The 26,051-nt window shown below is 40.8% G+C and carries 19 protein-coding genes; 12 read left to right on the top strand and 7 right to left on the bottom strand.

What is annotated here, in order from left to right:
• Positions 1-16: 16 nt before the first annotated feature.
• The 3 genes from CTY48_RS03330 (at position 17) to CTY48_RS19810 (ending at position 4,837) form a co-directional block, all read left to right on the top strand.
• Entirely contained in the window at positions 17-2,050 is a 2,034-nt protein-coding gene (locus CTY48_RS03330; RefSeq protein ID WP_099467097.1) for a substrate-binding domain-containing protein, read from the top strand.
• A gap of 18 nt (positions 2,051-2,068) precedes the next feature.
• Positions 2,069-3,763 carry a S8 family peptidase gene (locus CTY48_RS03325; protein ID WP_099467096.1) on the top strand — a complete coding sequence of 565 codons (1,695 nt, stop codon included), beginning with the start codon at positions 2,069-2,071 and terminating at the stop codon, positions 3,761-3,763.
• A gap of 120 nt (positions 3,764-3,883) precedes the next feature.
• The gene (locus CTY48_RS19810; RefSeq protein WP_236354714.1) at positions 3,884-4,837 is read left to right on the top strand and encodes a CAP domain-containing protein; all 954 of its coding nucleotides are present in this window, start codon (positions 3,884-3,886) and stop codon (positions 4,835-4,837) included.
• 77 nt (positions 4,838-4,914) lie between these two features.
• On the opposite strand, the gene CTY48_RS03315 is transcribed toward CTY48_RS19810, so the two are convergent.
• The 6 genes from CTY48_RS03315 to CTY48_RS03290 form a co-directional block, all read right to left on the bottom strand.
• Positions 4,915-6,951 (bottom strand): methyl-accepting chemotaxis protein, encoded by a 2,037-nt coding sequence (locus CTY48_RS03315; RefSeq protein WP_099467095.1) that lies wholly within the window; start codon positions 6,949-6,951, stop codon positions 4,915-4,917.
• Between the two features lie 210 nt (positions 6,952-7,161).
• Positions 7,162-7,617: a hypothetical protein gene (locus tag CTY48_RS03310; protein ID WP_099467094.1), complete on the bottom strand. Its 456-nt coding sequence runs from the start codon at positions 7,615-7,617 to the stop codon at positions 7,162-7,164.
• 108 nt (positions 7,618-7,725) lie between these two features.
• Entirely contained in the window at positions 7,726-7,872 is a 147-nt protein-coding gene (locus tag CTY48_RS03305; RefSeq protein ID WP_099467093.1) for an AgrD family cyclic lactone autoinducer peptide, read from the bottom strand.
• Positions 7,869-8,426, bottom strand: a complete 558-nt coding sequence (locus CTY48_RS03300) for an accessory gene regulator B family protein (protein WP_099467092.1) — start codon at positions 8,424-8,426, stop codon at positions 7,869-7,871. The genes CTY48_RS03305 and CTY48_RS03300 overlap by 4 nt, the downstream gene beginning before the upstream one ends.
• Positions 8,427-8,618: 192 nt before the next feature.
• The gene (locus CTY48_RS03295) at positions 8,619-9,911 is read right to left on the bottom strand and encodes a sensor histidine kinase (protein WP_236354713.1); all 1,293 of its coding nucleotides are present in this window, start codon (positions 9,909-9,911) and stop codon (positions 8,619-8,621) included.
• Positions 9,912-10,637: a LytR/AlgR family response regulator transcription factor gene (locus CTY48_RS03290; RefSeq protein WP_099467091.1), complete on the bottom strand. Its 726-nt coding sequence runs from the start codon at positions 10,635-10,637 to the stop codon at positions 9,912-9,914. It lies immediately after the preceding gene.
• A gap of 204 nt (positions 10,638-10,841) precedes the next feature.
• On the opposite strand from CTY48_RS03290, the gene CTY48_RS03285 reads away from it, so the two are divergent.
• From CTY48_RS03285 to CTY48_RS03265, 5 genes are all read left to right on the top strand, one after another.
• Positions 10,842-12,050, top strand: coding sequence for an SGNH/GDSL hydrolase family protein (locus tag CTY48_RS03285; protein ID WP_099467090.1), 1,209 nt, complete (start codon positions 10,842-10,844; stop codon positions 12,048-12,050).
• A gap of 176 nt (positions 12,051-12,226) precedes the next feature.
• A complete protein-coding gene (locus tag CTY48_RS03280) occupies positions 12,227-12,544 on the top strand; it encodes a hypothetical protein (protein WP_099467089.1) in 318 nt (105 codons plus the stop codon).
• A gap of 2 nt (positions 12,545-12,546) precedes the next feature.
• Positions 12,547-15,243 (top strand): lectin like domain-containing protein, encoded by a 2,697-nt coding sequence (locus CTY48_RS03275; protein ID WP_099467088.1) that lies wholly within the window; start codon positions 12,547-12,549, stop codon positions 15,241-15,243.
• 81 nt (positions 15,244-15,324) lie between these two features.
• The gene (gene galE, locus CTY48_RS03270; protein WP_099467087.1) at positions 15,325-16,341 is read left to right on the top strand and encodes a UDP-glucose 4-epimerase GalE; all 1,017 of its coding nucleotides are present in this window, start codon (positions 15,325-15,327) and stop codon (positions 16,339-16,341) included.
• A gap of 66 nt (positions 16,342-16,407) precedes the next feature.
• Positions 16,408-17,733, top strand: coding sequence for a methyl-accepting chemotaxis protein (locus CTY48_RS03265; RefSeq protein ID WP_099467086.1), 1,326 nt, complete (start codon positions 16,408-16,410; stop codon positions 17,731-17,733).
• A gap of 111 nt (positions 17,734-17,844) precedes the next feature.
• On the opposite strand, the gene CTY48_RS03260 is transcribed toward CTY48_RS03265, so the two are convergent.
• Complete coding sequence (locus CTY48_RS03260; protein WP_099467085.1) at positions 17,845-19,449, bottom strand: CTP synthase; 1,605 nt, start codon at positions 19,447-19,449, stop codon at positions 17,845-17,847.
• A gap of 310 nt (positions 19,450-19,759) precedes the next feature.
• Here CTY48_RS03260 and ftsH point away from each other — a divergent pair, with 310 nt between their 5' ends.
• The 4 genes from ftsH to CTY48_RS03240 all read left to right on the top strand — a co-directional run bounded on the left by ftsH (position 19,760) and on the right by CTY48_RS03240 (position 25,984).
• Positions 19,760-21,916, top strand: coding sequence for an ATP-dependent zinc metalloprotease FtsH (gene ftsH / locus CTY48_RS03255; protein ID WP_099467084.1), 2,157 nt, complete (start codon positions 19,760-19,762; stop codon positions 21,914-21,916).
• A 265-nt stretch (positions 21,917-22,181) separates the two neighbouring features.
• A complete protein-coding gene (uvrC, locus tag CTY48_RS03250; protein ID WP_099467083.1) occupies positions 22,182-24,050 on the top strand; it encodes an excinuclease ABC subunit UvrC in 1,869 nt (622 codons plus the stop codon).
• Between the two features lie 68 nt (positions 24,051-24,118).
• A complete protein-coding gene (gene hprK, locus CTY48_RS03245; protein ID WP_099467082.1) occupies positions 24,119-25,048 on the top strand; it encodes an HPr(Ser) kinase/phosphatase in 930 nt (309 codons plus the stop codon).
• 3 nt (positions 25,049-25,051) lie between these two features.
• The gene (locus CTY48_RS03240) at positions 25,052-25,984 is read left to right on the top strand and encodes an ROK family glucokinase (protein WP_099467081.1); all 933 of its coding nucleotides are present in this window, start codon (positions 25,052-25,054) and stop codon (positions 25,982-25,984) included.
• Positions 25,985-26,051: the final 67 nt, after the last annotated feature.

Raw genomic sequence — 26,051 nt, 5'->3', positions numbered from 1 at the left:
GGAAATAGGAGGATATATGAAAGAGAGGAGCCTCGTTATTGTCTTAAGCGACATCCATATCGGGATAAATTCCCCGACTGTCTGGTACAGAAAAGAAATTCATGAAAATTATCTCTTGATGGTTTTAAAGAGTATTGTTGATTTGGCAGACGATGTGAAGGAGGTAATTCTTCTCGGAGATATTTTTGAATTCTGGATGTATCCCCCTTCCCAGATACCACCCTCGTTAGATGAAATTATTGCAGAAAATCCGAACGTTTTAGGCGAGGAGGGAGCACTTCGGCAGGTATTGGAAGCTGTTCAAGGCAGAATGGTCTACATTCCCGGTGACCATGACATCAATATAGTTAAGTCTGATTTATATAAATTAAAAAGCAAAAGCGGTTATGTGATAAAATTTCAATATGGCACTTATTCACCAACCTATGACCGTTCGATTCAATTTATGCACGGGCATGAGTGTACCGTGATTAACGCGCCCTATTTTATAAGCAGGATTGCACCTCTGCCCTTGGGATACTTTGTGTCCAGAGCGATTGCCTACCGAATAGAAAGGCTTCTGGAAAGGGAGCCGGAAAAATCCATTGCTGATTTTAGGGAATATAGTGCCTTCAGCTACGAGGATTTTTTGCCGAAGCTTTCTTTTTTCTATGAAAATTTTAAGTTAGGTGTAGATGTCGTAAACGTACTGATTGATACATTGATTGAGGTGACGGGGATGTCGGAGGATTATTTGATTCGCATCAGTCAGTTTGAGAGCGCTACCCTGCGTGAGGTAAGGCTAATGTATCAAAATAAAGGTATTGCAGGGCATCAGATTTTGCAGAAGGATATTGTATTACAGCACACTGTTATGTATAAGCGAAGCAGCGCACTGCGTGACTGCGGTGAGCATTTGGTACATATTACAGTTATGGGGCATAGCCATTTTCCTGTGATTTATCGCAGTGAACACCACTACATCAATATAGGTTGTATGTGTCCGCCGGTGTCTAGATGGGAAAAGTTTCCTTTAACATTTGGAATGTATCATACTGATACAAAGGAATTTCAGATTTTAAGCGTGGAAAAAGAGAATGGGGAAGCGTTTTTTTCTGTTTTTGCAAGCAGCAATATTAAGTGCCAAAATAACTGTGTCCAGATTAAAGCGGAGGAAGAGCCGCCGCCAAAAAGCAATTTTACTTTTGGCTGGTCTGTATACAACGCTTCCTTAGAATACTGGCAGGAGATGGAGGCGGGGGTCTTCGCGGAGGCGGAAACGCTTGGAATTGCCATATGGGAAAATGACGAGGAGAGCAGCTCCGGCAGAATGGTGCTGGGAAGCCTGGAATTGATTGAAAGAGGAGTCGATGCTCTACTCATTGCACCGTTTAATCCGGAACTTCTACCTATTATTGTGGAGAATGCGAAAAGACGAAATATACCGGTTATTGCGATGGATACAGGAACCGGAGGTGCGGATGTCTCGGCATTTATTGTCTCTGACAACTTTGGCGGCGGTATACTGGCGGGGGAATATATGCTCGATTTACTGGAGAGATATCGTATAACAAATAAAAATATGGTAATTATCAAGGTGCAGGAGACGGCTAAATATGCCCTTTTACGGGGAGTGGGTTTTCAGAGTGTCATGCGGGAAAAAGGCTATAAGCTGGTGGCGGAGCCTACCGCAAATAGCATAGAGGAAGAAGGATATATCGCGATGAAAAGAATACTGGAAACCTATGGAGATGATTTGGCGGCAGTTTTCAGTGAAAACGGTACGATGGCACTCGGCGCAGCAAGGGCAATCATCGAGGCGGGGAAGCGAGGAAAAATCATGCTTGTCGGTTTTGATGCAGACCCATCCGTGCTTGAGGCAATCAAAAGAGGGGATATGCAGGGTACAATTGCGCAGCAGCCATATCGCATGGGACAGATTGCGGTGGAGACTGCAAATGCAATTTTGCTTGGAAATCCGGTTACCTTTGATGACTGGAAGGAAAAAGTTATTTTAATGGAAGTATTTCTCGTCAATGAGAGGGGAGAATTCAGCACAGGAATAATATAGGAAGAGTAGGAGGGAAATATGGATCCAAGTTGTGCAATGCGCATTGTGGATGAGAACTATGCGGATTTGATTTTTGAAATTGATGAGATACCTGACAGTGTTAAGGCACTTCCGGATTTTTGCGTTGAAAATATCAATAATTTATATTCGGTTGCATATTTGCCATTGGAAAGTCTTCCCGATAACCTTATGCAAAGATATTCGTATAGTGTCTATCCAAGCTGCTTTGGGTTGATGGACTTAAACAGCCTGGAGGACACCGGTGTCGCCAGAATACAAAACAGTGCCTACTTAAACCTGACCGGGCTTGGTGTGCTGATTGGCATAATCGATACCGGGATAGACTATCAACATGAGGCATTTAAAAATCAGGATGGGACAACGAAAATCATGTCAATTTGGGACCAGACGATTCAGGATGATGGAGGCCCCGAAGGGTTTTACTATGGAACGGAGTACACGCAGGAGCAGATTAATCTTGCCTTAATCAGTGCCACACCGCTAAGTGTTGTGCCAAGCACAGACGAGAACGGTCACGGAACCGCAGTGGCGGGTATTGCTGCGGGAACAAGAAATGCGGCAAGAGGATTCTCAGGTGTTGCGCAGGAGGCAAAAATTGTCGTGGTAAAGCTGAAACAGGCAAAGGAGTACTTAAAGCGATTTTTTTTCATACCGAACGGTGTGGAATGCTATCAGGAAAATGATATTATGCAGGGAATCCGTTATCTCCTCAACGTGTCAAGAACTCTGGAGAGACCGATTTCTATCTGTATCGGGCTTGGCACCTCGCAGGGGGCACATAATTTGCAGACACCTTTAAGCAACTATATTACTTCTATCTCGGGGCAAAGGGGTGTAGGTGTCAGCATTGCGGGGGGAAATGAAGGAAACCGGGGACATCACTATTCAGCCACGGTGGATCCAAGCATCGGGTATGATACGGTAGAGTTAAATATAGGACCTGACAATACAGGGTTTTCTATGGAACTATGGGGACGAAGCCCGAATATATTTTCTATAGACCTGCTGTCTCCCACAGGGCAGTATGTTCCCCGTATTCCGGCAAGACTGAAGGAGACGAGGGAATTAAACTTTATATTTGAAAACACAAAGGTCTTTGTGGATTACGAGTTGGTTGAATCGCAAACCGGTGGAGAACTTATTCTGATTCGTTTTCAGAATCCGATGGAGGGAATCTGGCGTTTCCGTGTTTATTCAGCAATTAATATTGAGCCTAATTTTAATATCTGGCTCCCGATACACAATTTTTTGAAGGAGGGAACACGTTTTGTAACGCCTGACCCTTATTATACGCTTACCACACCGGGAAATGCGTCTCTTCCGATTGTTGTCGCTGCCTATGATTACCGGAATAACGGACTATACATTTATTCCAGTAGGGGATACACGGTAGAAAATGTAATTAATCCTTCATTTGCCGCACCGGGAGTAAATATGACCGTGCCCGGACTTCAAAATTCCTACACTGAGCAGTCCGGCACAAGTATATCAGCCGGGTTTACAGCAGGTGTTGTTGCCATGCTCTTAGAATGGGGAGTAGTCAAAGGAAACCAGACTCAGATGGATACACTGCAAATCAAAAATTTTCTTATACGGGGGGCAAAACGGGACCCTGCAATGACGTTCCCGAACAGAGACTGGGGCTATGGAATTTTGGACGTGTACAATGCCTTTAGCACTTTGATAGGCTGAATATGTATTCTTGCCGCTATTCCCATTTATTCCCGATGGAATGTTAGAAGGAAGAATGTTATTATATGTTTGTAATAGATATGTAATAAATTCGTAACATTTCTAAAGGAGGAAAGTTCAATGAAGAAAGTAACAACACTGGGAGTAGTGGCACTTACCATGGCAGTGAACCTGATACCAATGAAAACAGAAGCGGCAGGTTTATATTCTTACAGCCAATGCAGCCGCGGACAAAATGCAGTGACAATTAACGGAAATTGCAGTTTAGAGGATTTGCAGAGCCAGCTAAAAAGTGCGGGAGTAAATGCAGACTGCAATAGCTTATCCGATGCGGTAAAAAGTGTTCAGGAACAGCTAAACGGGCAAAACTGTAATCAGTTGGCACAGATTGTAATCAAAAATTCAAATGGAACAACAACGGTAGACACGAGTACGGGACAAACATCCACTCCTTCAACCGGCAGCCAGAATGGGACAAACTGTCCGAATAACAGTGTGACAACACCAACGGAGACAACGACCCCGGAAACCACAACGCCGAGTGATACAACTACAACACCGGAGACAACAGTGCCGGAGACCACAACGCCAAGTGAAACCACAACGCCAGAGACAACGACCCCGGAAACTACAACGCCGGAAACCACAGCACCAACTGAAACAACGGACAGCAGCACAACAGAGAACACAACTTCAAATGCTTCTTATGCACAGCAGGTAGTGGATCTTGTGAATGTAGAGCGTGCAAAGGAGGGACTTAATCCTTTGACGAACAATGCATTGATTGCAAAGGCAGCGACAGTAAGAGCAAGTGAAATTCAGACAAAGTTTGAACATGTCCGTCCGGACGGAAGTGGCTTCGTAACGGCATTGAAGGAACAAGGCATAACATATAGGGGCGCAGGAGAAAATATCGCATGGGGACAGAAAACTCCGCAGGAGGTAGTAACCGCATGGATGAACAGCCCAGGACATAGAGCAAATATCATGAATCCAAACTATGTAAATATTGGAGTCGGCAATTTGCAAAACAGCGCAGGAACTCAGTATTGGGTGCAAATCTTTACATATTAGTACCTGTAACGAATAAAAAGAAAATTAAAAAGCAACAAACCATCAAATTGGTTTGTTGCTTTTGTTATATCAGGAAATTATTTAGCAGTAAGCTTAAAGCTGCTGATTTCCTCGCGCAAGGTGGTAGCTTGTGCGGACATTTCCTCGCTTGTGGCGGAATTTTCTTCTGCGGTGGCAGCATTCGTCTCAATTACAGCGGAGACTTGATTTAAGCCTTCCTTAATCTGTTCGATTGCATAGGTCTGGTCGGAAGAAGCCTGCTCGATTTCTGTGATACTTTCTGTCATAGTATTGGCGCTCTCGCCAACTCTTTGAAGAATTTCTGCTGTATGTCCGGCGATTTCTGCTCCTTTTTCCACGGTGCTGACAGAAACGGCTATCAGTTCGGCGGTTCTGCTTGCAGCCTCCGCTGATTTGGCAGAAAGCTTGCGAACCTCTTCTGCAACGACGGCAAAGCCCTTACCTGCCTCACCGGATCTTGCAGCTTCAATCGCAGCGTTTAATGCGAGGAGATTTGTCTGAGAAGCAATATCCTCAATATCCTTTGTAATATTAGAAATCTGAGCGGAGGCAGCATTGATTTCTTCCATCGCGCTGGTTAAGCGGTGCATCTCAATATTTCCCTCTTCAATATGTTCAACCACCTGTTGAATAGACTGAACGGTAGCCCCAATGTTGGACAGGTTAGCAGCAGCTTGCTCACTTACCTCGTTGACGGAGGCATTTAATTCTTCCACCGATGCAGCTTGGTCGGTGGAACCCATTGCCAATGCCTGTGCCCCTCCGGAAACCTGGTCTGCTCCGGCACTAACCTGCTCAGCCGTTTCATTGATAAGATGAAGCGTATTATTTAGAGAGGTAGAGATATTTTCAAAGGCAGAGCGAATGGAGGCAAATTCTCCTACGTAATCCTGCTTCAAATGAATACGCATGTCTCCCGACGCCATATTCTCCAATACCTGGGTAATCTCCTTTATGTAGTCGATATAGCGATTCAGCTGTACAACAGTACGATTGATGGCAGCCGCCATCTGGCTGATTTCATCCTTGCCTTTTATGTCTGCGGAAACATTAAGATTTCCGTCTGCAATAAGGTTGGCAGTGTTCGTAAGCTCTTTTATAGGCTCGACTATCTGTTTGGACATCTTCAGAATAATTGCTGAAATAAAAGCGACAGCAATCAAAAATGTAATAATCATTACGATATTAATTGTGCGGTATTCGCCATTAAATTCTGTGGTTGGCAGACCGGTTGCAATCAGCCAGCCGGTTTCGCCGACAGGAGCAATGTATCCGTGGCTCGAAGTGCCGTGAGACTTATATTTTAAGGAGCCGATTGTCTGAGATAAAATAGCATCCTTAAAGTTGGTGGACATATCCAAATCGGAGATATTAAGACCGATATCCTCTGCAACGGGATGATAAATAATCTGTCCCCCATCGGTTGCCAAAATATAAAAACCGGTATTTCGCAGCGTATATGTGTCTATCATAGTTTTAAGCTTGTCCAATGTCATATCGATGCCGACCGCACCGATAATTTCCTGACTTTGAGGTGCATAAACAGGTGAAACAATGCTTACAACCTGGCTCTGTGTCACGGAATCCTCATAAGGCTCTGTCATAATTGTTTTATTTTCCTCAAGAAGTTGAACAAACCATGGGCGGCTGTTTATATCCCAACCATCCGGGGTTATCTCGTCGGTTGAGAGCAAAGCCTTGCTGGCGTCAACATCGGCAAGCCAAACGGCAAGCACGGTATCGTTGTTTGCTGCATGTGCATTTTTTAAGGTTTGCCTAAGGCTTTCATAGGCGTCTACCTGTTCCAAATCCATGCCTGGTTTTAAATCGGTAAAGTATTCTACAACCTGATTGTTCATAGAGAATTGATCAGCTATTTCGTAATAGCGGCTGAAATAGGATTCGATTTCATTTGCTGCCGCCTGCGATTGAGCGCTTAGTTCATTGTCTGTGAGACGAACAACGGTATTTCCTACAAGAATTGTAACAATAATGCCCACAATTAAAAAGGCAATCACCATCGGTACACCAATATAGGTAAGAATTTTGGTAAAAAGGGAGCTAAATCCCTCTGCTTTGAATTTTTTAATCATAAAAAATCCTCCTCATATCATTAGTCATGTGTTTTACTGGATAAGTATAGGGGAAATGAGGAAGAATTACAATTGTATATTTATAAATTTATTTATTTTTTACTTAAATTTAATCACTATTTTTACATTCTTTTGCCTTCTATTTTTAATATAATTGATAAGAGTGTATACTTTTTGTATACACTCTTATCAATTATATTAATGATTCAGTTATAACGGTATTTGCTCTAAAGCATAATATTCGTCATATGCAGCGGTATAGCCAGAGCAGTTGTAAGATTTACCGTTCTTTGTCACAGTATAGGTATAGAGATCCTGCGAATACCTTAGAACAACTCTGCCCTTATATTCAGAAGATATTTGGTAGGATATGGTTTGTGTTGTGGTAACTGTAACAGAAGAACCAAGTGTTGAAGCGACATTTGTTTTTAAAATTTCGGCATCCACTGTAACCCCTCCTGTCACAGAAGCACTGATTGTAGTGCTTACACCTTTTGCAACAGAGACTGTTCCGGGAGCAGCAACATATTCAGATACGGGAGTAAATAAATTATATCTTGTAGGTTTACTCACATCTGAAATAACTATACAATTATTGAAACAAAAGAACGTGCGGAAGAAATCAGGTTTGGTGGCTTTTCCATCCGGAAAACAGTTATTATTCATGAGCTTCCCCTCCTAATTTATAATATCATTGTTTTTGCAATATCCTTTTTAAGACAATATATCGGTCCAATGGTATCACCCCTTTATCTGAATTACGCCTAATTTTAATTACTCAACTTTGTCACTTTTTTTGGGTCTTTTAGGCTGATGAAAGATTCCTGAACACGGAGGCGGCCAGGAATAAATACTATTTTCTAATTCAATACCGGCTATGCATTTTATTGTTTTTAAGATTTTACTATTTAATTTTTTCATATACGATTGACCTCCTGATTTAAAAGTTTAGAGATGCAAAGTAAAGCAGCGCATAATATAATTGCACATGAAATGTATACAATATAAATTATATTTACACCGACTTTCCAAGCAAACCATATGAAAGATACTTCTGTTACCACCAACAGCCTTGCCACTTTTTTTGATGCCGTAATTTCTTTTATATTCATGTCCATATTGGGATGATTTATTGTTCCAAAGAAAATAATGACAATAACAGATCCTGTTAATAATATAAACATTATATTTTGATTTGCTATAATTAGGGCATCTGACATAATAAGGGCTAAATAAGTAAAAATTGTTGTGAAGTAACATTGCCAAAAACTTTTTGCATGATAACCACCTGTGTATTTTCTCAACAGAAAAAAGCTTATCAGAAAAATAATGGTAGGGCACAGTCTGCTGCAAATCACACTAATAATTAAAATAGTCAATATGGTTATCCACTTTTCAAGTAATAATGTAATTGCATATACAAACTCTTCTCTATTAGTATTTTTAATAATATTTTCTTCTACCATCTGCTCCACTATATTTACAACTATTTTTTCTATTACGACCCCCTCCTGAATTTAATTTTAAATAAAATAGCTTTAAATGCAATAGCTATAACAGAAAATGGAACTTTTTTGCAGAAAATGAACCTGCAAACAAACTATTTGAGGGAAAATAAGTAATATATAACATATATATCTGACTATTTATTATATGCATGTTTTTGATTATTTAGGTATCATAATTGAAAAGTAGAATTCTTCTTCACTATTTTTAACTACATAGATACCATCATATTTTTCTATTATCTTGATAATATTTTTCATTCCAATGCCATGCTCTTCCTTTGAGTTTTTTGTAGTCTCAAATATTCCGTTCTTATAGTTTAGTGGGTGGCTAAATGTATTTTTAACAGAAAGAATTATTTCATCATCTTCGGCAAGGAATTTTAATTTGATAACTTTATCTTTCACACATTTTTCTGCCGCTTCTATGGCGTTATTTAATAAATTTGACAATATAATAACAATATCCTCGTCACTGATTCTTATATTGGATAAATCATTCACTTTAACGACAAAAACAATATTTTTCTCTAAGCTCTCTTGGTGTTTTGTGTTTATGATAGAATTTATTATTACGTTATTTGTATTGATGGTATCTATTTGTGAATGCAAAGACTTTCTTATATTTCCAATATAATTGTTTAATTCTTCAAATTGATTTCTTTGCAATAATGCTTCAATACACATAATTTGATTCTTGTATTCGTGTGCTTTTTGCTTTTGTTTATTGTAATTTTCTGAGATGGATCGATACATATTCATTTGATTTTTTGCATGAAAAATAAACATTTTTTGCTCAAGAATTTTATATTCTCGTTCCAGAATATCATTAATCAAGTAAAACACTGCAATATTTAAGCCGACAAGTCCAATTGCTATAATAAACAATATATTTGCTTGATTTATAGTTTCTACAAATTTGAATACTGATAACATAGAAGCAATAATACAAATGGTGAAAATAGGGAAAAAAATAAATTTTTTCCATTCCGTTTCAATTAGAGTCACCATTTTCTTTGATTTGATTTTAATTAAAAGCAATAATAAGAATAAGCACAATTTTCCAAATACAACAATTAACATTTCGAATGATAAATATCTTGCTTCAATATTCTTATAGGTGAAAATCCAATAACTAATGATCGAATAGGTGCAATAGTCTATTACTAAAAGAATACTTTGAAATGTTAAAGATAAAACAATTGATTTTTTAATGGTTACATCGGAATAAATACTCATAATAAATGCCGTAAGTAAAATTATTAAAATTTGTTTTATAAGAAAATGTTCTGGTAACAATATAGCTAATAAGTATACTAAAATCATAAGAAGAACGATGAGACAATAGGAAACAAACTTATTAAAACGCATGTTTTTATCAAAAGTCTCATAAAATATTTTACAGCATAAAATTTCTATTATTATGATGAATGCTCCATGAAAATTAATAAACATCTACATTTCCCCTTTATAAGCAACAAATACTTCCTTGACTTGGCGGTAACGAGCTTTAGGTATTACCAATTCTATATTATTACTTAATAATACCTTGAATTTATGCACACATTTAATATATTTCAAATTTACGAGATAACTTTGATGAATTCTTATAAAATCATATTTTGCTAATTTACTTTCAATATTATCTAATCTATCATACATGGAATAAATTTTTAGATCTTGTTCCATGATGTGAAAATCTAACTTATGTAAGCTGCTCTCTACATATAAAATTCTATCTACATTTAAAACTTTTACCCCTTCGTTAAATTCAAATCGTTCTTTTGTGATTTGGTAATTAATTTTTTTGAAAATAGTATTAAGACATTCTTTTATCGAATGTTCAAAATTATCATTGTCTTTCAAAATATAGCGAATAGCCTCTACTTTATAACCTTCCAGTGTATAATCGATATATGCTGTTACAAAAACAATAAATACTTCTTCACTATATTTTCTGATTACCTTTGCTGTAGTAATTCCATCAATCTCACTCATGTTTATATCGAGGAATACTATTTTATATTTAATCATCTCAATTCCGGTAGCTATAAAATCTTTTCCCGAGGAATATGTATCAATTTCACAATCTATGAGCATTTTCTTGGTATATTGTAACACATACTCCTTTATGCTCTCTCTGAATTGTTTTTCGTCGTCACAAATAGCTATTTTTAACATATCTTTACCCTCCTTGTTTTTATACTCCTAACAATATTTACATAAAATAAAATGCAAATATTTTCCCCCAATTTAATACTACAATACCTAAATGTGATTTACAATCATGAAACACTTATTTTTCATTTTAAACAGATTGAAAAAAATAAAATAGTAAGCTATACTGTAATAGCATTTTATAATTAAGGAGTCGTTATTTACGGTATGAAGAAAATAGAGAAACGTATTTTAGAAAGAATTATTTTAGCTATATTAATCGTAGTTTTGATTGGATTATCCACCTATGAGTTTTATAAAATAGGACAGTTAAATAAGTCGCTCGCGGCGATGCAGACGCAGATAAACAGCAATTATGAGGAAACAACCACAAAGATTGCTTCCATTCAGGATGAGGTTGAGATTTATCTTCCGGAGGTTATCTATGTTGCGAACGGTATTACGACAGAGCTGTATAACAGCCAGATTACTTCGTTGGGAGAGCAGATTGACGATTACAACGTGACATGGGTATGTGATATCGGGAGAAATATGGAACGCAAATTTTCCGTTACGGCAACGGAGGAATTGACAGGGGAATATCCCCTGGAGTTTTGCGTCTATGATAATAAGATGGAGCTGGTAGCTTCGAAAAGTACAGTACTGTCCCTTGTGGGCAACAGCCTTTCGGGAAAGATTTCTATTTTGACAATCGGCGACAGTTTATCCTCTGACGCTAACACATATCTGCATTTGGCAGAGCTGGCACAGGGAAATATTGAGTTTGTTGGAACAAAAGACATTGACGGCTATAAAAGTGAGGCAAGATTAGGTTTTTCCGCAGATGATTACCTGAATGAAACCTATTATCAATATGAGAGCGGCAACCCTTTGCAGCCATTTTATAATATCGAGACAGGTGAATTTGACTGGAATTATTATAAGGCAACGACGGGTTGTGATCCTGATGTAATCGAGATTTTTCTCGGAACAAATGAAATTGATGTAGACCCGCAGGAAAACGGCGGCAAAATTATTAAAATCATTGATTTGATAAGGGAGGCGGACCCTGATATTCCCATTTATATGGTCAATACAATTTATGCCTCCAACCAGGACGGTATCGGTTCGTGGCAAAGCAGCCACAGTACTGCGCTTCTTCCCGGCAGATATAAGTACGAGGAGGACAAGAAGGTATATAATTTGATGGTCTATCTGGCGGACAAGCTTGCAGTTTACGATAAGGTATATCTGGTTCCTGCGGCACTCACGGTTGACAGCGCCAATGATTTTAACACAAGCACCGAGACAGAAAGCCCTTATGCTTCCTCTACAGTAGAGGTGCCTGACAACGGAATTCATCCGGGGGCAGCAGGCTATAAACAGATTGCGGATACGATATATAGTACGATTTGCGGAACTGTGAAGGATTGGTAAAAAGAAAATTTGAATATAAAAATGAATGTAAGAAATAGCATCCGAACACTAGGATGCTTTTTTTATACACACCTCGCGGAAACGCAAAAATTTCACAAAGATATTGAAACTAAAAAAGGTATAAGGTATGATTATAGGAGCAGGTAGTTTTATCCAATTAAAAAGAGGAGAAAGATATGAATAAGAGATTGATATTTGTACTGGTATTTCTTATCGTAATAGCCGCGGTGGGCTGTAAAAGCAAAGAAGCGGACGAAAGCACAGTAAATACCACCGATTCGCAAAGCGAATCAAGCAAGGAAAATACCGGTTCGTCGGACAGCGAGGTATCTGAGTCAAACGACACAAAAACAGAGGATGAAACCGATAGCACGGGCGAGAGCGATACAAAAGAGGATTCAGATAAGGATGGCACGGAGGAAGAGCATAAGAATACTTATCGTGATGTTGACATAAAAGTACCAAGTATCAATGAGGATGAGGAAGGGGAATAACATTGAAAAAGAAGATGCTAGCAAAAATAGGGGCGATTGCCTTAGCTGTCAGTGTGACACTAAGTGCATTTCCGGCAGAGGCATTTGCAAATGTAGATATAACTACGGCACAGATTGTAAGCAGCACCACAACAGAAGCAGGTACTGATACGACCGACGGCAGTACAGCAACAGAAGGCGCCACAGACAATTCGGGGAGCACAGATACAAGCGAAGTGACGGACGGCACGCAGGCAGAGGATGCAACCGATGGTGAAAGCACGGATACCGGCACTGAAGATACCGGTGCAACGGATACTGATACGGATACAACAGGCATGGGCGATACCGATACAACCGATACCGAAACAGGAACTGACACAACTGTGACAGATGGTGAGGGAACTGATAATACCATAACAGAAGACGGTGCCGAAGTGACTGATACAGAAGGAACTGACGAGGATAAGGTTTCCGAGAGTGAAGAGACAAAAGAAGAGACTGAAGCAGAAGAAGAGATACAGGATAGAACAATGGGATATCGGGAAGTCACGGAGCTGGATATTCCCTCTATCGATGATGGCACCTATTTCTCAAGAACGATGGCAACTTTGGCATCTAGCTACGATTCCAGAACAAAAGGGTATGTTACTGCGGTGAAGAATCAAGGAAACTGGGGAAATTGCTGGGCTTATTCTGCTATCGGAATGGCGGAGAGCAGTCTGCTGAAAAAGGGAATTGCAAATAGCAGCATTGATTTATCTGAATTGCAGCTATCTTATTTCTTCTATCATACAGTGACAGATCCCCTTGGCAATACCGCAGGGGATAAGACAGAGAATCTGATTGATAATTATCTTGATGTGGGTGGAAACGGTGTGTTTACTACATTTGCACTGGCAAACTGGATTGGTGCAGCAGATGAGGCCAAGGCTCCGACCGCAAGTGCGAGTCTAAGTTATTCTCCGCCCGCTAGTCTGGCATATGACGATGCTTACCATATGCAGAATGCCTACTGGGTAAGTATGACGGATACGACAGCAGTAAAAACACTTATCTCACAATATGGTGCGGTTTCAGCATCTTATTACAGTGATCAAACGACGAATGGTTCATCCACTTATTACAATGCAGCAAATTATGCTTATTATAATAATAAATATACAAGCTCAAATCACGCCATCCTTATTGTAGGGTGGGATGACAGCTTTAGTAAGGAAAAATTTAATTCGGGTGCAAGACCTTCCAGTAATGGTGCATGGCTGATTAAAAACAGCTGGGGAACCAGCTTTGGTGATGCCGGATATTTCTGGATATCTTATGAAGATATATCAATGAAAAGCGGTATTGGTTTTGTATTTGATTTTGAAACGGCAGACAATTACGACCACAACTATCAATATGACGGCTCCAGCGGAGTAGGCTATAACGCTGTATATAATGGCGGAAGCATTGCGAACACCTTTACTGCAAAAGGCAATGCGGCAGGTGGTGCTGAACTTATTAATGCAGTATCCTTTGCTCTCTATGATGTCAATGTGGATTACAGCATTCAGATATATGCCAATGTAAAGGATAGCAGTGACCCGACAAGTGGAACCGCAATGCTTTCTTCTCCAAAGACAGGAAAGACCTCCTATGTGGGGTATTACACGGTGAATCTGGACAAGGCTGTTGAAGTGGCTGAGGGAACGAAATTTTCCGTTGTTATCAGTCTTTCTAAGAGCACTTCAAGCGGAGTATATTTTTTTAGCGACAGCACTTATCAAAACGGAGATTGGATTAATTTTACAAATGCCACAAGTGCGGGACAGAGTTTTACAAAAATAACCTCTAGCTCCAAGTGGACAGACTTAAGCCCTTACGGAGAAACGGCACGAATTAAGGCGTTTACGACTAATACGACATTGACACCGCCGACAAGCGTTTCTCTAAGCAAGACATCACTGACCTTGAAAGCCGGTGAGACAGCAAGTCTTACCGCAACGACGGCGCCGGTAGCAATTTTAAGCTCCAAAATCAGTTGGTCTACTTCCAACCAAAACGTAGCCACTGTCGATGCCAACGGGACCGTTACAGGAACCGGAATTGGAACGGCGGTAATTACGGCAAAGACATCAAACGGAAAGACGGCGACTTGCACGGTGACCGGTAAAATAGGTAAGGTTTCGAATTTGACTGCCACGCAGACAACAACTTCAGTGAAACTCAATTGGACGAAGCAAGGCGGTGTGACCGGCTACGAGATATACCGTTACAATACAAGCACGAAGAAATATGAAAAGATAGCGACAAATAAAAAAGCGTCCAAGAATACTTACACGGATAAGTCCAGAGAAGCAGGAACGAGTTATAAGTATAAGGTTAGGGCATATAAAAAATCAGGCAGCAAATACACCTATGGAACCTACTCCTCGGTTCTGACAACTGCCACAAAGCCAAAGACAACGACGCTGACCGGAACTGCTCAGAGTAAGAAGGCAAAGCTTTCATGGACGAAGGTGGATGGAGCAAGCGGTTATGAAATTTATATGTCAACAAAAAAATCTTCGGGTTACACGCTGAAGAAGACGGTGAAATCAGCAAAAACCGTAACGTACACACAGAAGAGCCTAAAAAAGAACACCAAGTATTACTTCAAAATAAGAGCATATAAGACCGTATCCGGTAAAAAAATATATGGCGGATATAGTAAAATAGTAACAGTAAAAGTGAGGTAGTTCCATTGCATTATGTCGAATTTGGTGTTATTATAAAAAGAATATAAATTATGTGTTTTAATGCACTTGAGAGGAGATTTTATGGCTATTTTAGTGACAGGCGGTGCGGGCTACATTGGAAGTCATACCTGCGTTGAACTGCTGAATGCAGGATATGAGGTGGTAGTAGTAGACAATCTTTGTAACTCCAGTGAAGAGGCAATCAAAAGGGTAGAAAAAATTACTGGGAAAAAGATTAAGTTTTACAAAAATGATTTATTGGACAGGGAGGCAGTTGATAAAATATTTCAACAAGAAAAAATTGAATCAGTTATTCATTTTGCCGGTTTGAAGGCAGTGGGTGAATCGGTGAGCAAGCCGTTGGAATATTACTATAATAACGTAACCGGAACCTTAGTTCTCTGTGATGTTATGAGAAACCACAATGTAAAAAATATTGTATTTAGTTCCTCTGCGACAGTGTATGGTTCACCGAAGACGGTTCCGATTAAAGAAGATTTTCCGTTATCCGTTACCAATCCATACGGAAGAACAAAGCTTATGCTGGAAGAGATATTGCAGGATTTTGTGGTATCAGATCCGGAGTGGAACGTGATACTTCTTCGTTACTTTAATCCAATCGGAGCGCATGAGAGCGGTTTGATCGGGGAAGATCCGGAGGGAATACCGAATAATCTTGTTCCGTATATTGCACAGGTTGCAGTTGGCAAGCTGGAATGTGTCGGAGTATTTGGCAATGACTATGATACACCGGACGGCACAGGAGTGCGTGATTATATCCATGTAGTTGACTTGGCATTGGGGCATGTAAAGGCAATCGAAAAGCTAGAACAGACAAAGGGCGGTGTACTCATTTACAATTTGGGAACCGGAAATGGTTACAGTGTACTGGATGTTATTCAGAATTTTGGAAAAGCGTGCGGTAAGGAGATTAAATACGAAATTAAGCCGAGAAGACCAGGTGATATTGCGACATGTTATGCTGATTCTGGGAAAGCAAAGCGGGAGCTTGGCTGGACGGCAGAGCGTGATATGGCAAAGATGTGTGAAGACTCATGGAGATGGCAGTCAAATAATCCAAATGGTTATGGTAAATAAGAGATAAGGGCTAAGATAAAAGGGATAAGGTAAGAAGGAACAACAGAGGAGATATGGAGGAAGAATATGAACAAGAAGATAAGTCTTAAGGTTGGTGGAATGCTAATTGTTTTAGTACTATTTAGTTTGATCAGTAATGTGTTTTCGCTGAGTATTATATCCTATGTAAAAACGGGACTTGCAGTGGAACAAAGTGCACAATTAGGTGCATTGGAGTGGGGATTTAAACTGATTCTTGCAATGACGATACTCAGCATTATGGTAGCAGCAGCTATTATGGGGATGACGCTGGTTACGATTGTCAGACCTGCAAAGTCAGCAAATAGGCAGCTTGAAGAAGTGATTAATGAAATTAACCAAAACAAGGGCGATTTAACAAAGAGAATACAGGTTAATTCTAAGGATGAGATTGCTCAGATTGCAAACGGAGTAAATAATTTGCTTGAATGTATGCAGGGAGTTTTAAAATCCATTAAAACGGAGGCACATCATCTCAATGATGCCATTCAGGAAATTGAAGGTGAAATTTCTCAGTCTGATAACAACTTAAATGATGTTTCTTCCACTTCGGAAGAATTGTCTGCAAGTATGGAGGAGGTAACCTCAACGGTTATACAGCTTACAGAAAATGCAGCGGATATACTGGAAGCTTGTGAGATGATGAATGAGCGTGCGGTGGAAGGGTTCACAATGGCAAAGGGCATTAAGGAAAGTGCTGAGACCATGAACAACAGCGCAGAGAACAGCAAGGGGCTTACCGACAGGAAAGTAAATGAAATCTATACAGGATTACAGGTTGCGTTGGAAAGCAGTAAAAATGTAGATAAGATTAATGAATTGACAGGACAGATTTTGGATATCTCCAGTCAGACCAACCTTCTCGCATTGAATGCTTCTATTGAAGCGGCAAGAGCCGGCGAAGCAGGAAAAGGCTTTGCGGTTGTAGCGGATGAGATAAGAGTATTGGCAGATAACAGTAGAGATACAGCAAACAACATTAAAGAAATCAGTACAATGGTTATTTCGGCGGTAGAAGAGCTTGTCAGCAATTCAGAATCTATGATAGAGTTTGTAAGTGTAAATGTATTAAACGATTATGAAGATTTCGTGCGTTCCACACAGGAATATAAGCGTGATGCGGAAAATCTTAATTCCATTATCAATGAGTTCGCAATCAGCTCGGGTGAGCTGAAAGAGACGGTACAGGCAGTGAGCAGCGCCCTAAACGGAATTTCGATTACAATAGACGAAAGTACACAGGGAGTAACGAATGTTGCGACAAATGCAAACGGTCTGGTACAGGCAATGAGCACGATTGTAGAACAGGTAAACAACACGAAGGATACTTCTGATAAATTAAACAGAGAGACAAAACGCTTTGTAAATGTATAATAAAACAAAAAGGGAAGCCTGACATCAGTTAGGCTTCCCTTTTTATTCATGACAAGTGAAGCTGTTTACAGCTTCATCTTATTTATGCGCACCTCACGAAGAGGAAATTATTTAGTGCTTATAATTCAGTGCCGCTTCCACAAAACCTTTAAATAACGGATGTGGGCGGTTTGGTCTGGATTTTAATTCAGGATGTGCCTGCGTACCGATGAACCAAGGATGATCTTTAATCTCAACCATCTCCACAATTCTCTCATCCGGTGATAAACCTGAAAGCATCATTCCTTTTTCAATTAAAACATTGCGGTAATCATTGTTTACCTCATAACGATGTCTGTGTCTCTCGTGAATAGTTTTTTCTCCGTATAGAGCATAAGCCTTTGAACTTTCGTCCAAAATACAAGGATAAGAGCCAAGTCTCAAAGTACCCCCGATATCCTCGATACCATTTTGATCCGGCATCAAGTGGATAACAGGGTGGGTAGTATCAGGCTGTAGTTCAACACTGTGTGCATCGTTATAACCTACGACATGTCTTGCAAACTCCACGATAGAAAGCTGCATTCCAAGGCACAGGCCAAGGAAAGGAAGCTTATTTTCACGGGCATACTGAATTGCAGTTATTTTTCCTTCGATACCTCTGTCTCCGAAGCCGCCCGGCACCAAAATGCCGCTTACGTCTGCAAACAATTCAGAAGCATTTTCCGGTGTCACAAGTTCAGAATCAATCCATTTGATTTGAACTGTGGAGCTGTTTGCAACCCCGCCGTGCTTTAATGCCTCGACCACGCTGATGTAAGCATCGTGAAGCTGTATATATTTTCCAACCAAAGCGACGGTAACGTCATGCTTTGGATTCTTCCATGCGGTAATCATATTTTCCCATTCAGTCAAATCCGGTTCAGGACAGTCTAAATGCAGACATTCACAGGCAACCTGTGCAAGCTGCTCGCTTTCCATTGCAAGCGGAGCCTCATATAAAATATCCACATCCAAGTTCTGGAGAACATGATTGCTTGGCACGTTGCAAAATAATGCAATCTTGTCCTTTAACTGTCTGTCAAGCGGTTGCTCAGAGCGGCAGACAATGATATCAGGCTGGATACCCATTCCCTGCAGTTCCTTTACACTAGCCTGTGTCGGCTTTGTTTTCATCTCGCCGGAGGCTTTCAAGTATGGAATGAGGGTAACGTGGATTAAAATGGCATTTTCGCGTCCTACATCGTGCTGGAACTGGCGAATGGACTCAAGGAAAGGCTGGCTTTCAATGTCGCCTACGGTTCCGCCAACCTCAATAATGGCAATTCTTGTATCTTTATCTGTAAAGTTGCGGTAGAAACGGCTCTTGATTTCATTTGTGATATGAGGAATAACCTGAACAGTTCCTCCTCCGAAATCTCCGCGGCGCTCTTTCGACAGTACAGACCAGTAGATTTTACCAGTTGTTACATTTGAGTTTTTATCCAGGCTTTCGTCGATAAATCTCTCATAATGACCTAAATCAAGGTCGGTTTCGGCGCCGTCATCGGTTACGAAAACTTCACCGTGCTGGATTGGATTCATAGTACCTGGATCGATATTGATGTAAGGGTCAAATTTCTGCATGGTTACTTTGTAACCCCGGGCTTTTAGAAGTCTTCCTAAAGAAGCAGCAGTAATTCCCTTACCAAGTCCTGAAACAACACCGCCTGTTACAAAGACATACTTTACTGGCATAATTTAATGTTCCTCCTTTGAATGAATGATGAAATGGGTTTGTTATAGTGAATTGATTACCTTTATAAAGCAATAATTGAACCGATAAATCGATTCAATTGAGTTTGTAAGAAATTTGCTAAAAGACATAATACAACCAATATATTATACAACCAATGATAAAATAAATCCAGCACTAATTTAAAAAATAAATAAAATAACTTGAAACGTTTTATAAACAAGAAATTGTGTAATAAAATTCACAATTCGGGAGTTGATTTATGACGAAACAATCTCTATAATAAGATATATTAAGTCAAGGAGGATGAGAATGGACAATAACAATAATCAGAATAATAATAACAATAATAATAGTAATAATAATCCTAAAAATAGACAGACCATCATGGTTTTTCTTGTTGCTTCGTTAGTTGTACTGCTGGTGATGAGCTTTTTAACAGATAAGGCCAAAGAAGGCACGATGAAAGAGATAACCTATGATGAGTTTATGACTATGCTGGACAATAAAGAGGTAGAAAGTATCTCTTCCGACGGCAATAAAATTGTCATTACTCCCAAAGAACAGCCATCAGAGCTCGTACCGATTAAGTATTATACCGGTGTGTTCCCTGATCCTGATTTACAGGATAAATTAGATGAAGCGGGTGCGGTATACAAGCAGGAGGTAGCGGATTCACGATCTGCAATTCTTGATATTGTGCTCATCTATATTCTTCCGCTCGCTATGATTTGGCTTATGGCAAGCTTTGTGATGCGAAGAATGTCAAAGGGCGGCGGCATGATGGGCGGTGTCGGAAAATCGAATGCCAAGGTATACGTGGAAAAGCAGACAGGTGTAACATTTAAGGATGTTGCCGGACAAAATGAGGCAAAGGAATCCTTGCAGGAAGTCGTGGAGTTTCTTCATAATCCGGGTAAATATACGCAGATCGGAGCGAAGCTTCCAAAGGGTGCTTTGCTGGTTGGACCTCCGGGAACAGGAAAGACCTTGCTCGCCAAAGCGGTAGCAGGTGAAGCAAAGGTGCCGTTTTTCTCCTTATCCGGTTCGGATTTTGTGGAAATGTTCGTAGGTGTCGGTGCTTCCAGAGTAAGAGATTTATTTAAACAGGCACAGCAGAGTGCACCTTGTATTATTTTTATCGATGAGATTGATGCCATCGGTAAGAGTCGTGACAGCAGATACGGCGGCGGAAATGACGAGAGAGAGCAGACGCTCAATCAGTTGTTATCCGAGATGGACGGCTTTGATACGTCCAAGGGCTTGCTGATTCTCGCAGCGACAAACAGACCGGAGGTGCTTGACCAGGCGCTTTTGAGACCGGGTCGTTTTGACAGAAGAATCATTGTAGACAAGCCGGATTTAAAGGGCAGAGTTGATATTTTAAAAGTACATGCAAAGCATGTTTTGATGGATGAAACCGTAGATTTGGATGCAATTGCGTTGGCAACATCAGGTGCGGTAGGCTCCGACTTGGCAAATATGATTAATGAAGCGGCAATCAACGCGGTAAAGAGCGGAAGGACCGTTGTTTCCCAGTCTGATTTATTTGAATCAGTTGAGGTTGTTATAGCCGGTAAAGAGAAAAAGGATAGAATTCTTGGCAAGGAAGAGAAGAAGATTGTCGCATACCATGAGGTAGGACATGCTCTTGTTACAGCACTGCAAAAGGATGCAGAGCCGGTTCAGAAGATTACGATTGTGCCGAGAACTATGGGCTCTCTTGGCTATGTTATGCAGGTACCGGAAGAGGAAAAATATCTGATGACCCAGGATGAGCTTCGCGCCAGAATTGTAACGTTATTCGGCGGACGTGCAGCGGAAGAGCTGATATTTAACTCCGTTACGACAGGTGCTTCCAACGATATTGAAAAAGCGACAAAGATGGCGAGAGCGATGATTACCCAGTATGGTATGTCAGAGAGGTTCGGATTGATGGGCTTAGAGACGATAGAAAACCAGTACTTGGACGGAAGATCTGTATTGAACTGTGCGGATGCGACAGCGGCAGAGATTGATACGGAAGTGATGAAGCTTCTGAAGGAATGTTATGATGAAGCGAAAGGATTACTCTCAGGAAATAAAGAAACGCTTGATAAGATTGCTGATTTCCTCTTTGAGAGAGAGACGATTACCGGAAAAGAATTTATGGAAATCTTCAATAAAGTTCGAGGTATTGAACCTGAGTTAGAGGATAAAAAAGCAGAACAAAAAGTCATTGAGAAATCCGAGGACGAAAAACAGGCGGAGCTTAGTGTGACTGCAGAGACAGATAAAACTGAGGCAGTTGAAATAGAGATCACACCTGTGATAAATCAGGAAAGCCCGAAGGAAGAAAAGGCTGAGACGAGAAGAGTCTACACTTACTCCAGTGAGCCGGAGGAGGAGTCAAGAACCGAGGAAAAGGCAGAGGAAGCAAAGCCTCAGGAGGATACTTTCAAATCTTCCAGACCGGAGCTGTTTGACTAGATTAAAATGTTATAAGTAAGAACGATACAGGAAAACAATAAAAGAATACGTTTTTCACGGAATAACACAAGTGAAAAGGGTATTCTTTTATATCATAGGAAATCCAAAAGGATTTCCTATGATATAAAAGAATAGGATGCGCACCTCACGGAGAGGAAGTAGTTGCTTCGCAACGGCTCAGGCGCAGCGTGTGAGCTTTGCTCACACGTTCCTATATCATAGAAAGTTTTTCCTATTCATGACAATAGAAATCCATGGAGTGTTTATGTTTAACATAGAAGAAGAATTGAAAAAGCTTCCCGCAAAACCGGGAGTTTATATTATGCATGATGAGAAGGATGCCATCATCTATGTCGGAAAAGCTATCAGTCTGAAAAACAGGGTGAGACAGTATTTCCAGAGCAGCCGGAACAAGACGGTTAAGATAGAGCGTATGGTAACCCAAATAAGACGTTTCGAGTATATTGTGACGGATTCCGAGGTGGAAGCGCTGGTGCTGGAATGCAACCTGATTAAGGAGCACAGACCAAAGTACAACACAATGCTGACCGATGATAAGACATATCCGTTTATTCGCGTTACTGTGAATGAAGCTTTTCCGAGGGTTATGCTCTCCCGAACGATGAAGAAGGACAAATCCAAGTATTTTGGACCTTACACAAGTGCGGGTGCCGTGAAGGACACGATAGACCTTATCCAGAAAATATACAAAATCCGTACCTGCAACCGGAATCTGCCAAGAGATATCAAAAAGGCAAGACCATGTTTAAATTACCATATTAAGCAGTGTGATGCACCATGCCAAGGCTATATCTCGCAGGAGGAGTACGGAAAATCCGTCGCCTTGGTGCTTGATTTCCTGAACGGAAATTTGGGCGAGGTGGAGAAAATGCTGGAGACAAAGATGCTGACGGCCTCAGAAAACATGGAATTTGAGACGGCGATTGAGTTTCGTGAGCTTTTAAATGCGGTAAAGCAGATTGCACAAAAGCAAAAGATTACAAACCATGATCTTGAGGACAAGGATGTAATCGCCCTGTCCAGAGATGGAAACGATGGGGTTGTTCAGGTGTTTTTTATTCGAAACGGCAGACTGATCGGACGAGAACATTTTCATATGGACATTTCCATTCATGATACGAAGGGGGAAATTGTCTCAAGCTTTATCAAGCAGTTTTACAGCGGAACTCCATATATTCCAAAAGAACTTATGATTCAGGAAGAGATTGAGGACATGGAGCTGATAGAACAGTGGCTGACCAAGAAACGCGGTCAGAGAGTCTACATACGTGTACCGAAGAAGGGAAGCAAGGAAAAGCTTGTGGAACTTGCCGAGAAGAATGCGGCGATGGTTCTGACCAAGGATAAGGAGAGAATCAAGGTAGAGGAAAAACGGACCATCGGGGCGATGAAGGAGATAGAAGGGCTTCTGGGGCTTTCTGATATTTCAAGGGTTGAGGCGTTTGATATTTCCAACATAAGCGGCTATCAGTCTGTAGGCTCCATGATTGTATATGAAAACGGAAACCCGAAGCGAAGCGACTACCGCAAATTCAAAATAAAATCAGTGTCGGGACCGGACGATTATGCGAGCATGAATGAGGTGCTGACCAGAAGATTTACACATGGAATCGAGGAGAGAAACGACAAGGACACCGAATTCGGAAGTTTCACCAAATTTCCGGACTTGATTATGATGGATGGTGGGCGCGGACAGGTCAACATCGCCTTGAAGGTGCTTGAGGAACTGCGCCTGAATATACCGGTGTGCGGTATGGTTAAGGATGACAACCACCGGACAAGAGGCTTGTACTATCAAAACGAGGAGATTCCGATTGAACGCACCTCAGAAGGGTTCCGCCTAATTACGAGAATTCAGGATGAGGCACACCGTTTTGCGATTGAGTACCACAGGTCGCTTCGAAGTAAGGGACAGGTACATTCTATTCTGGATGATATTGAGGGAATCGGTCCGGCAAGGCGAAAGGCGCTGATGCAGCGTTTTGCTTCCATAGAAGAAATTAAGAATGCCGACGTGGAGACACTGAAAAATGTCCCGAATATGACGGAGGCGGCAGCCCAGAAAGTGTATGAATTTTTTCATACGAAGGAAAAATTAGAGCTGCAACAATAACGACTGGTTGTTTTCAAAATTGAAATATGTTAATATGATAACAATACTAAATCAAAGGAGAAATGGGTATGCAAAGTGTAGAATTAAGCAAGATTGTAAAAAAATTGAATCTGAAAAACTTAACACCGGATATTGCACTGGATTCCATTAAGATTACACAGCCGGATATCAACCGCCCGGCGCTTCAGCTGACCGGATTTTTTGATCATTTTGATGCAGAACGTGTTCAGGTAATCGGGTATGTGGAATACACCTATTTGGAGAGTCTGAGCAAGGAGAGAAAGATTGAAATTTATAATGAGCTTCTTTCCAGTAAAATTCCGTGTATTGTATATAGCAGACAGATGGAGCCGGATCAGGACATACTGGAAATTGCAAATAAAAATGGAGTGCCGATTTTTCAGACAGAGAAGACCACTTCCTCCTTTATGGCTGAAATTATAAGATGGCTGAATGTACAGCTTGCTCCTACAATCTCCATTCATGGCGTATTGGTGGATGTTTACGGTGAAGGCGTACTGATTATGGGCGAGAGCGGTATCGGTAAAAGTGAGGCTGCACTCGAACTTATTAAGAGAGGACATCGTCTTGTAACGGATGACGTAGTAGAAATCCGCAAGGTCAGCGATGACACTTTGATTGGAACCGCTCCTGATATCACAAGGCATTTTATCGAGCTGCGAGGCATCGGAATTGTAGATGTAAAGACGCTGTTCGGTGTGGAAAGTGTAAAAGAAACACAGTCTATCGATCTTGTTATCAAGCTGGAGGACTGGGACAGAGATAAAGAGTATGACCGACTTGGTCTGGAGGAAGAATACACCGAATTTTTGGGAAATAAGGTAGTATGTCATTCCATTCCAATACGTCCGGGCAGAAACCTGGCAATCATATGTGAATCAGCAGCGGTCAACTTCAGACAGAAGAAGATGGGCTATAATGCCGCAAAAGAATTATATAACAGAGTACAGAATAATTTAGCAAAGAAGAGGGTTTAATTCATGGATAAAGTATGCGTTGGTGTAGACGTTGGAGGAACTACGGTAAAAATAGGACTGTTTCATGCGGATGGACAGGTGCTGGACAAATGGGAAATTGTGACGAGAAAAGAAGAAAACGGGAAGTACATCTTGCCTGATATTGCGGATTCCATTGAAGAGAAATTGTCAGAACAGAAAATCAGCAAGGCACAGGTAGCAGGAATCGGTATCGGAGTGCCGGGACCGGTAAAAGCGGACGGAACTATTTTGAAAGCAGTAAACTTAGGCTGGAGTATCTTTAATGTTGAATCAGAGCTGGAGCAGCTCACAGGCTTGAAGGTAAAGGCAGGAAATGATGCGAACGTGGCGGCACTCGGTGAGATGTGGCAGGGCGGCGGACGCGGAAATAACAATCTTATTATGGTTACCCTTGGAACAGGCGTAGGCGGCGGTATCATTGTGAACGGTGAGATTATAACCGGAACAAATGGTGCAGGCGGAGAACTTGGGCATATGCATGTGGAGGACAATGAGATAGATTTCTGCAACTGTGGAAAACAGGGCTGCTTAGAGCAGATGGCTTCCGCAACCGGTGTGGTGAGACTGGCAAAAAAGGCTCTGGAGGCTACGGACAAGCCTTCTGTTTTAAGAACAGGAGAAATTTCCGCAAAGACGATATTTGATGCGGTAAAGGAAAATGATGAGCTAGCCATGGAAGTTGCCGAGAAGTTCGGTAAATATCTGGGAACCGCTCTTGCAAATGCAGCAGCGATGACAGATCCTGAAATCTTTGTAATTGGCGGCGGTGTTTCAAAAGCCGGAGATATTTTGATTGACTATATTAAAAAGCACTATGTAAAGCGAGCATTCCCGGCATGCCAAGATGCTAAATTTTCATTGGCTGAGCTTGGAAACGATGCTGGAATTTATGGGGCGGCAAAGCTTGTGCTATAGTTGAAATATAGAATGAGATATTGTATGATATTGTAGTGAAAATAGATTAAACGGCATAAAATAATAA

It is taken from the genome of Konateibacter massiliensis (assembly GCF_900184995.1).
Taxonomy (GTDB): Bacteria; Bacillota; Clostridia; order Lachnospirales; family Lachnospiraceae; genus Lachnotalea; species Lachnotalea massiliensis.
Note: the sequence above shows the minus strand (reverse complement) of the source record. Positions and strands in the feature narration are given on the sequence as shown.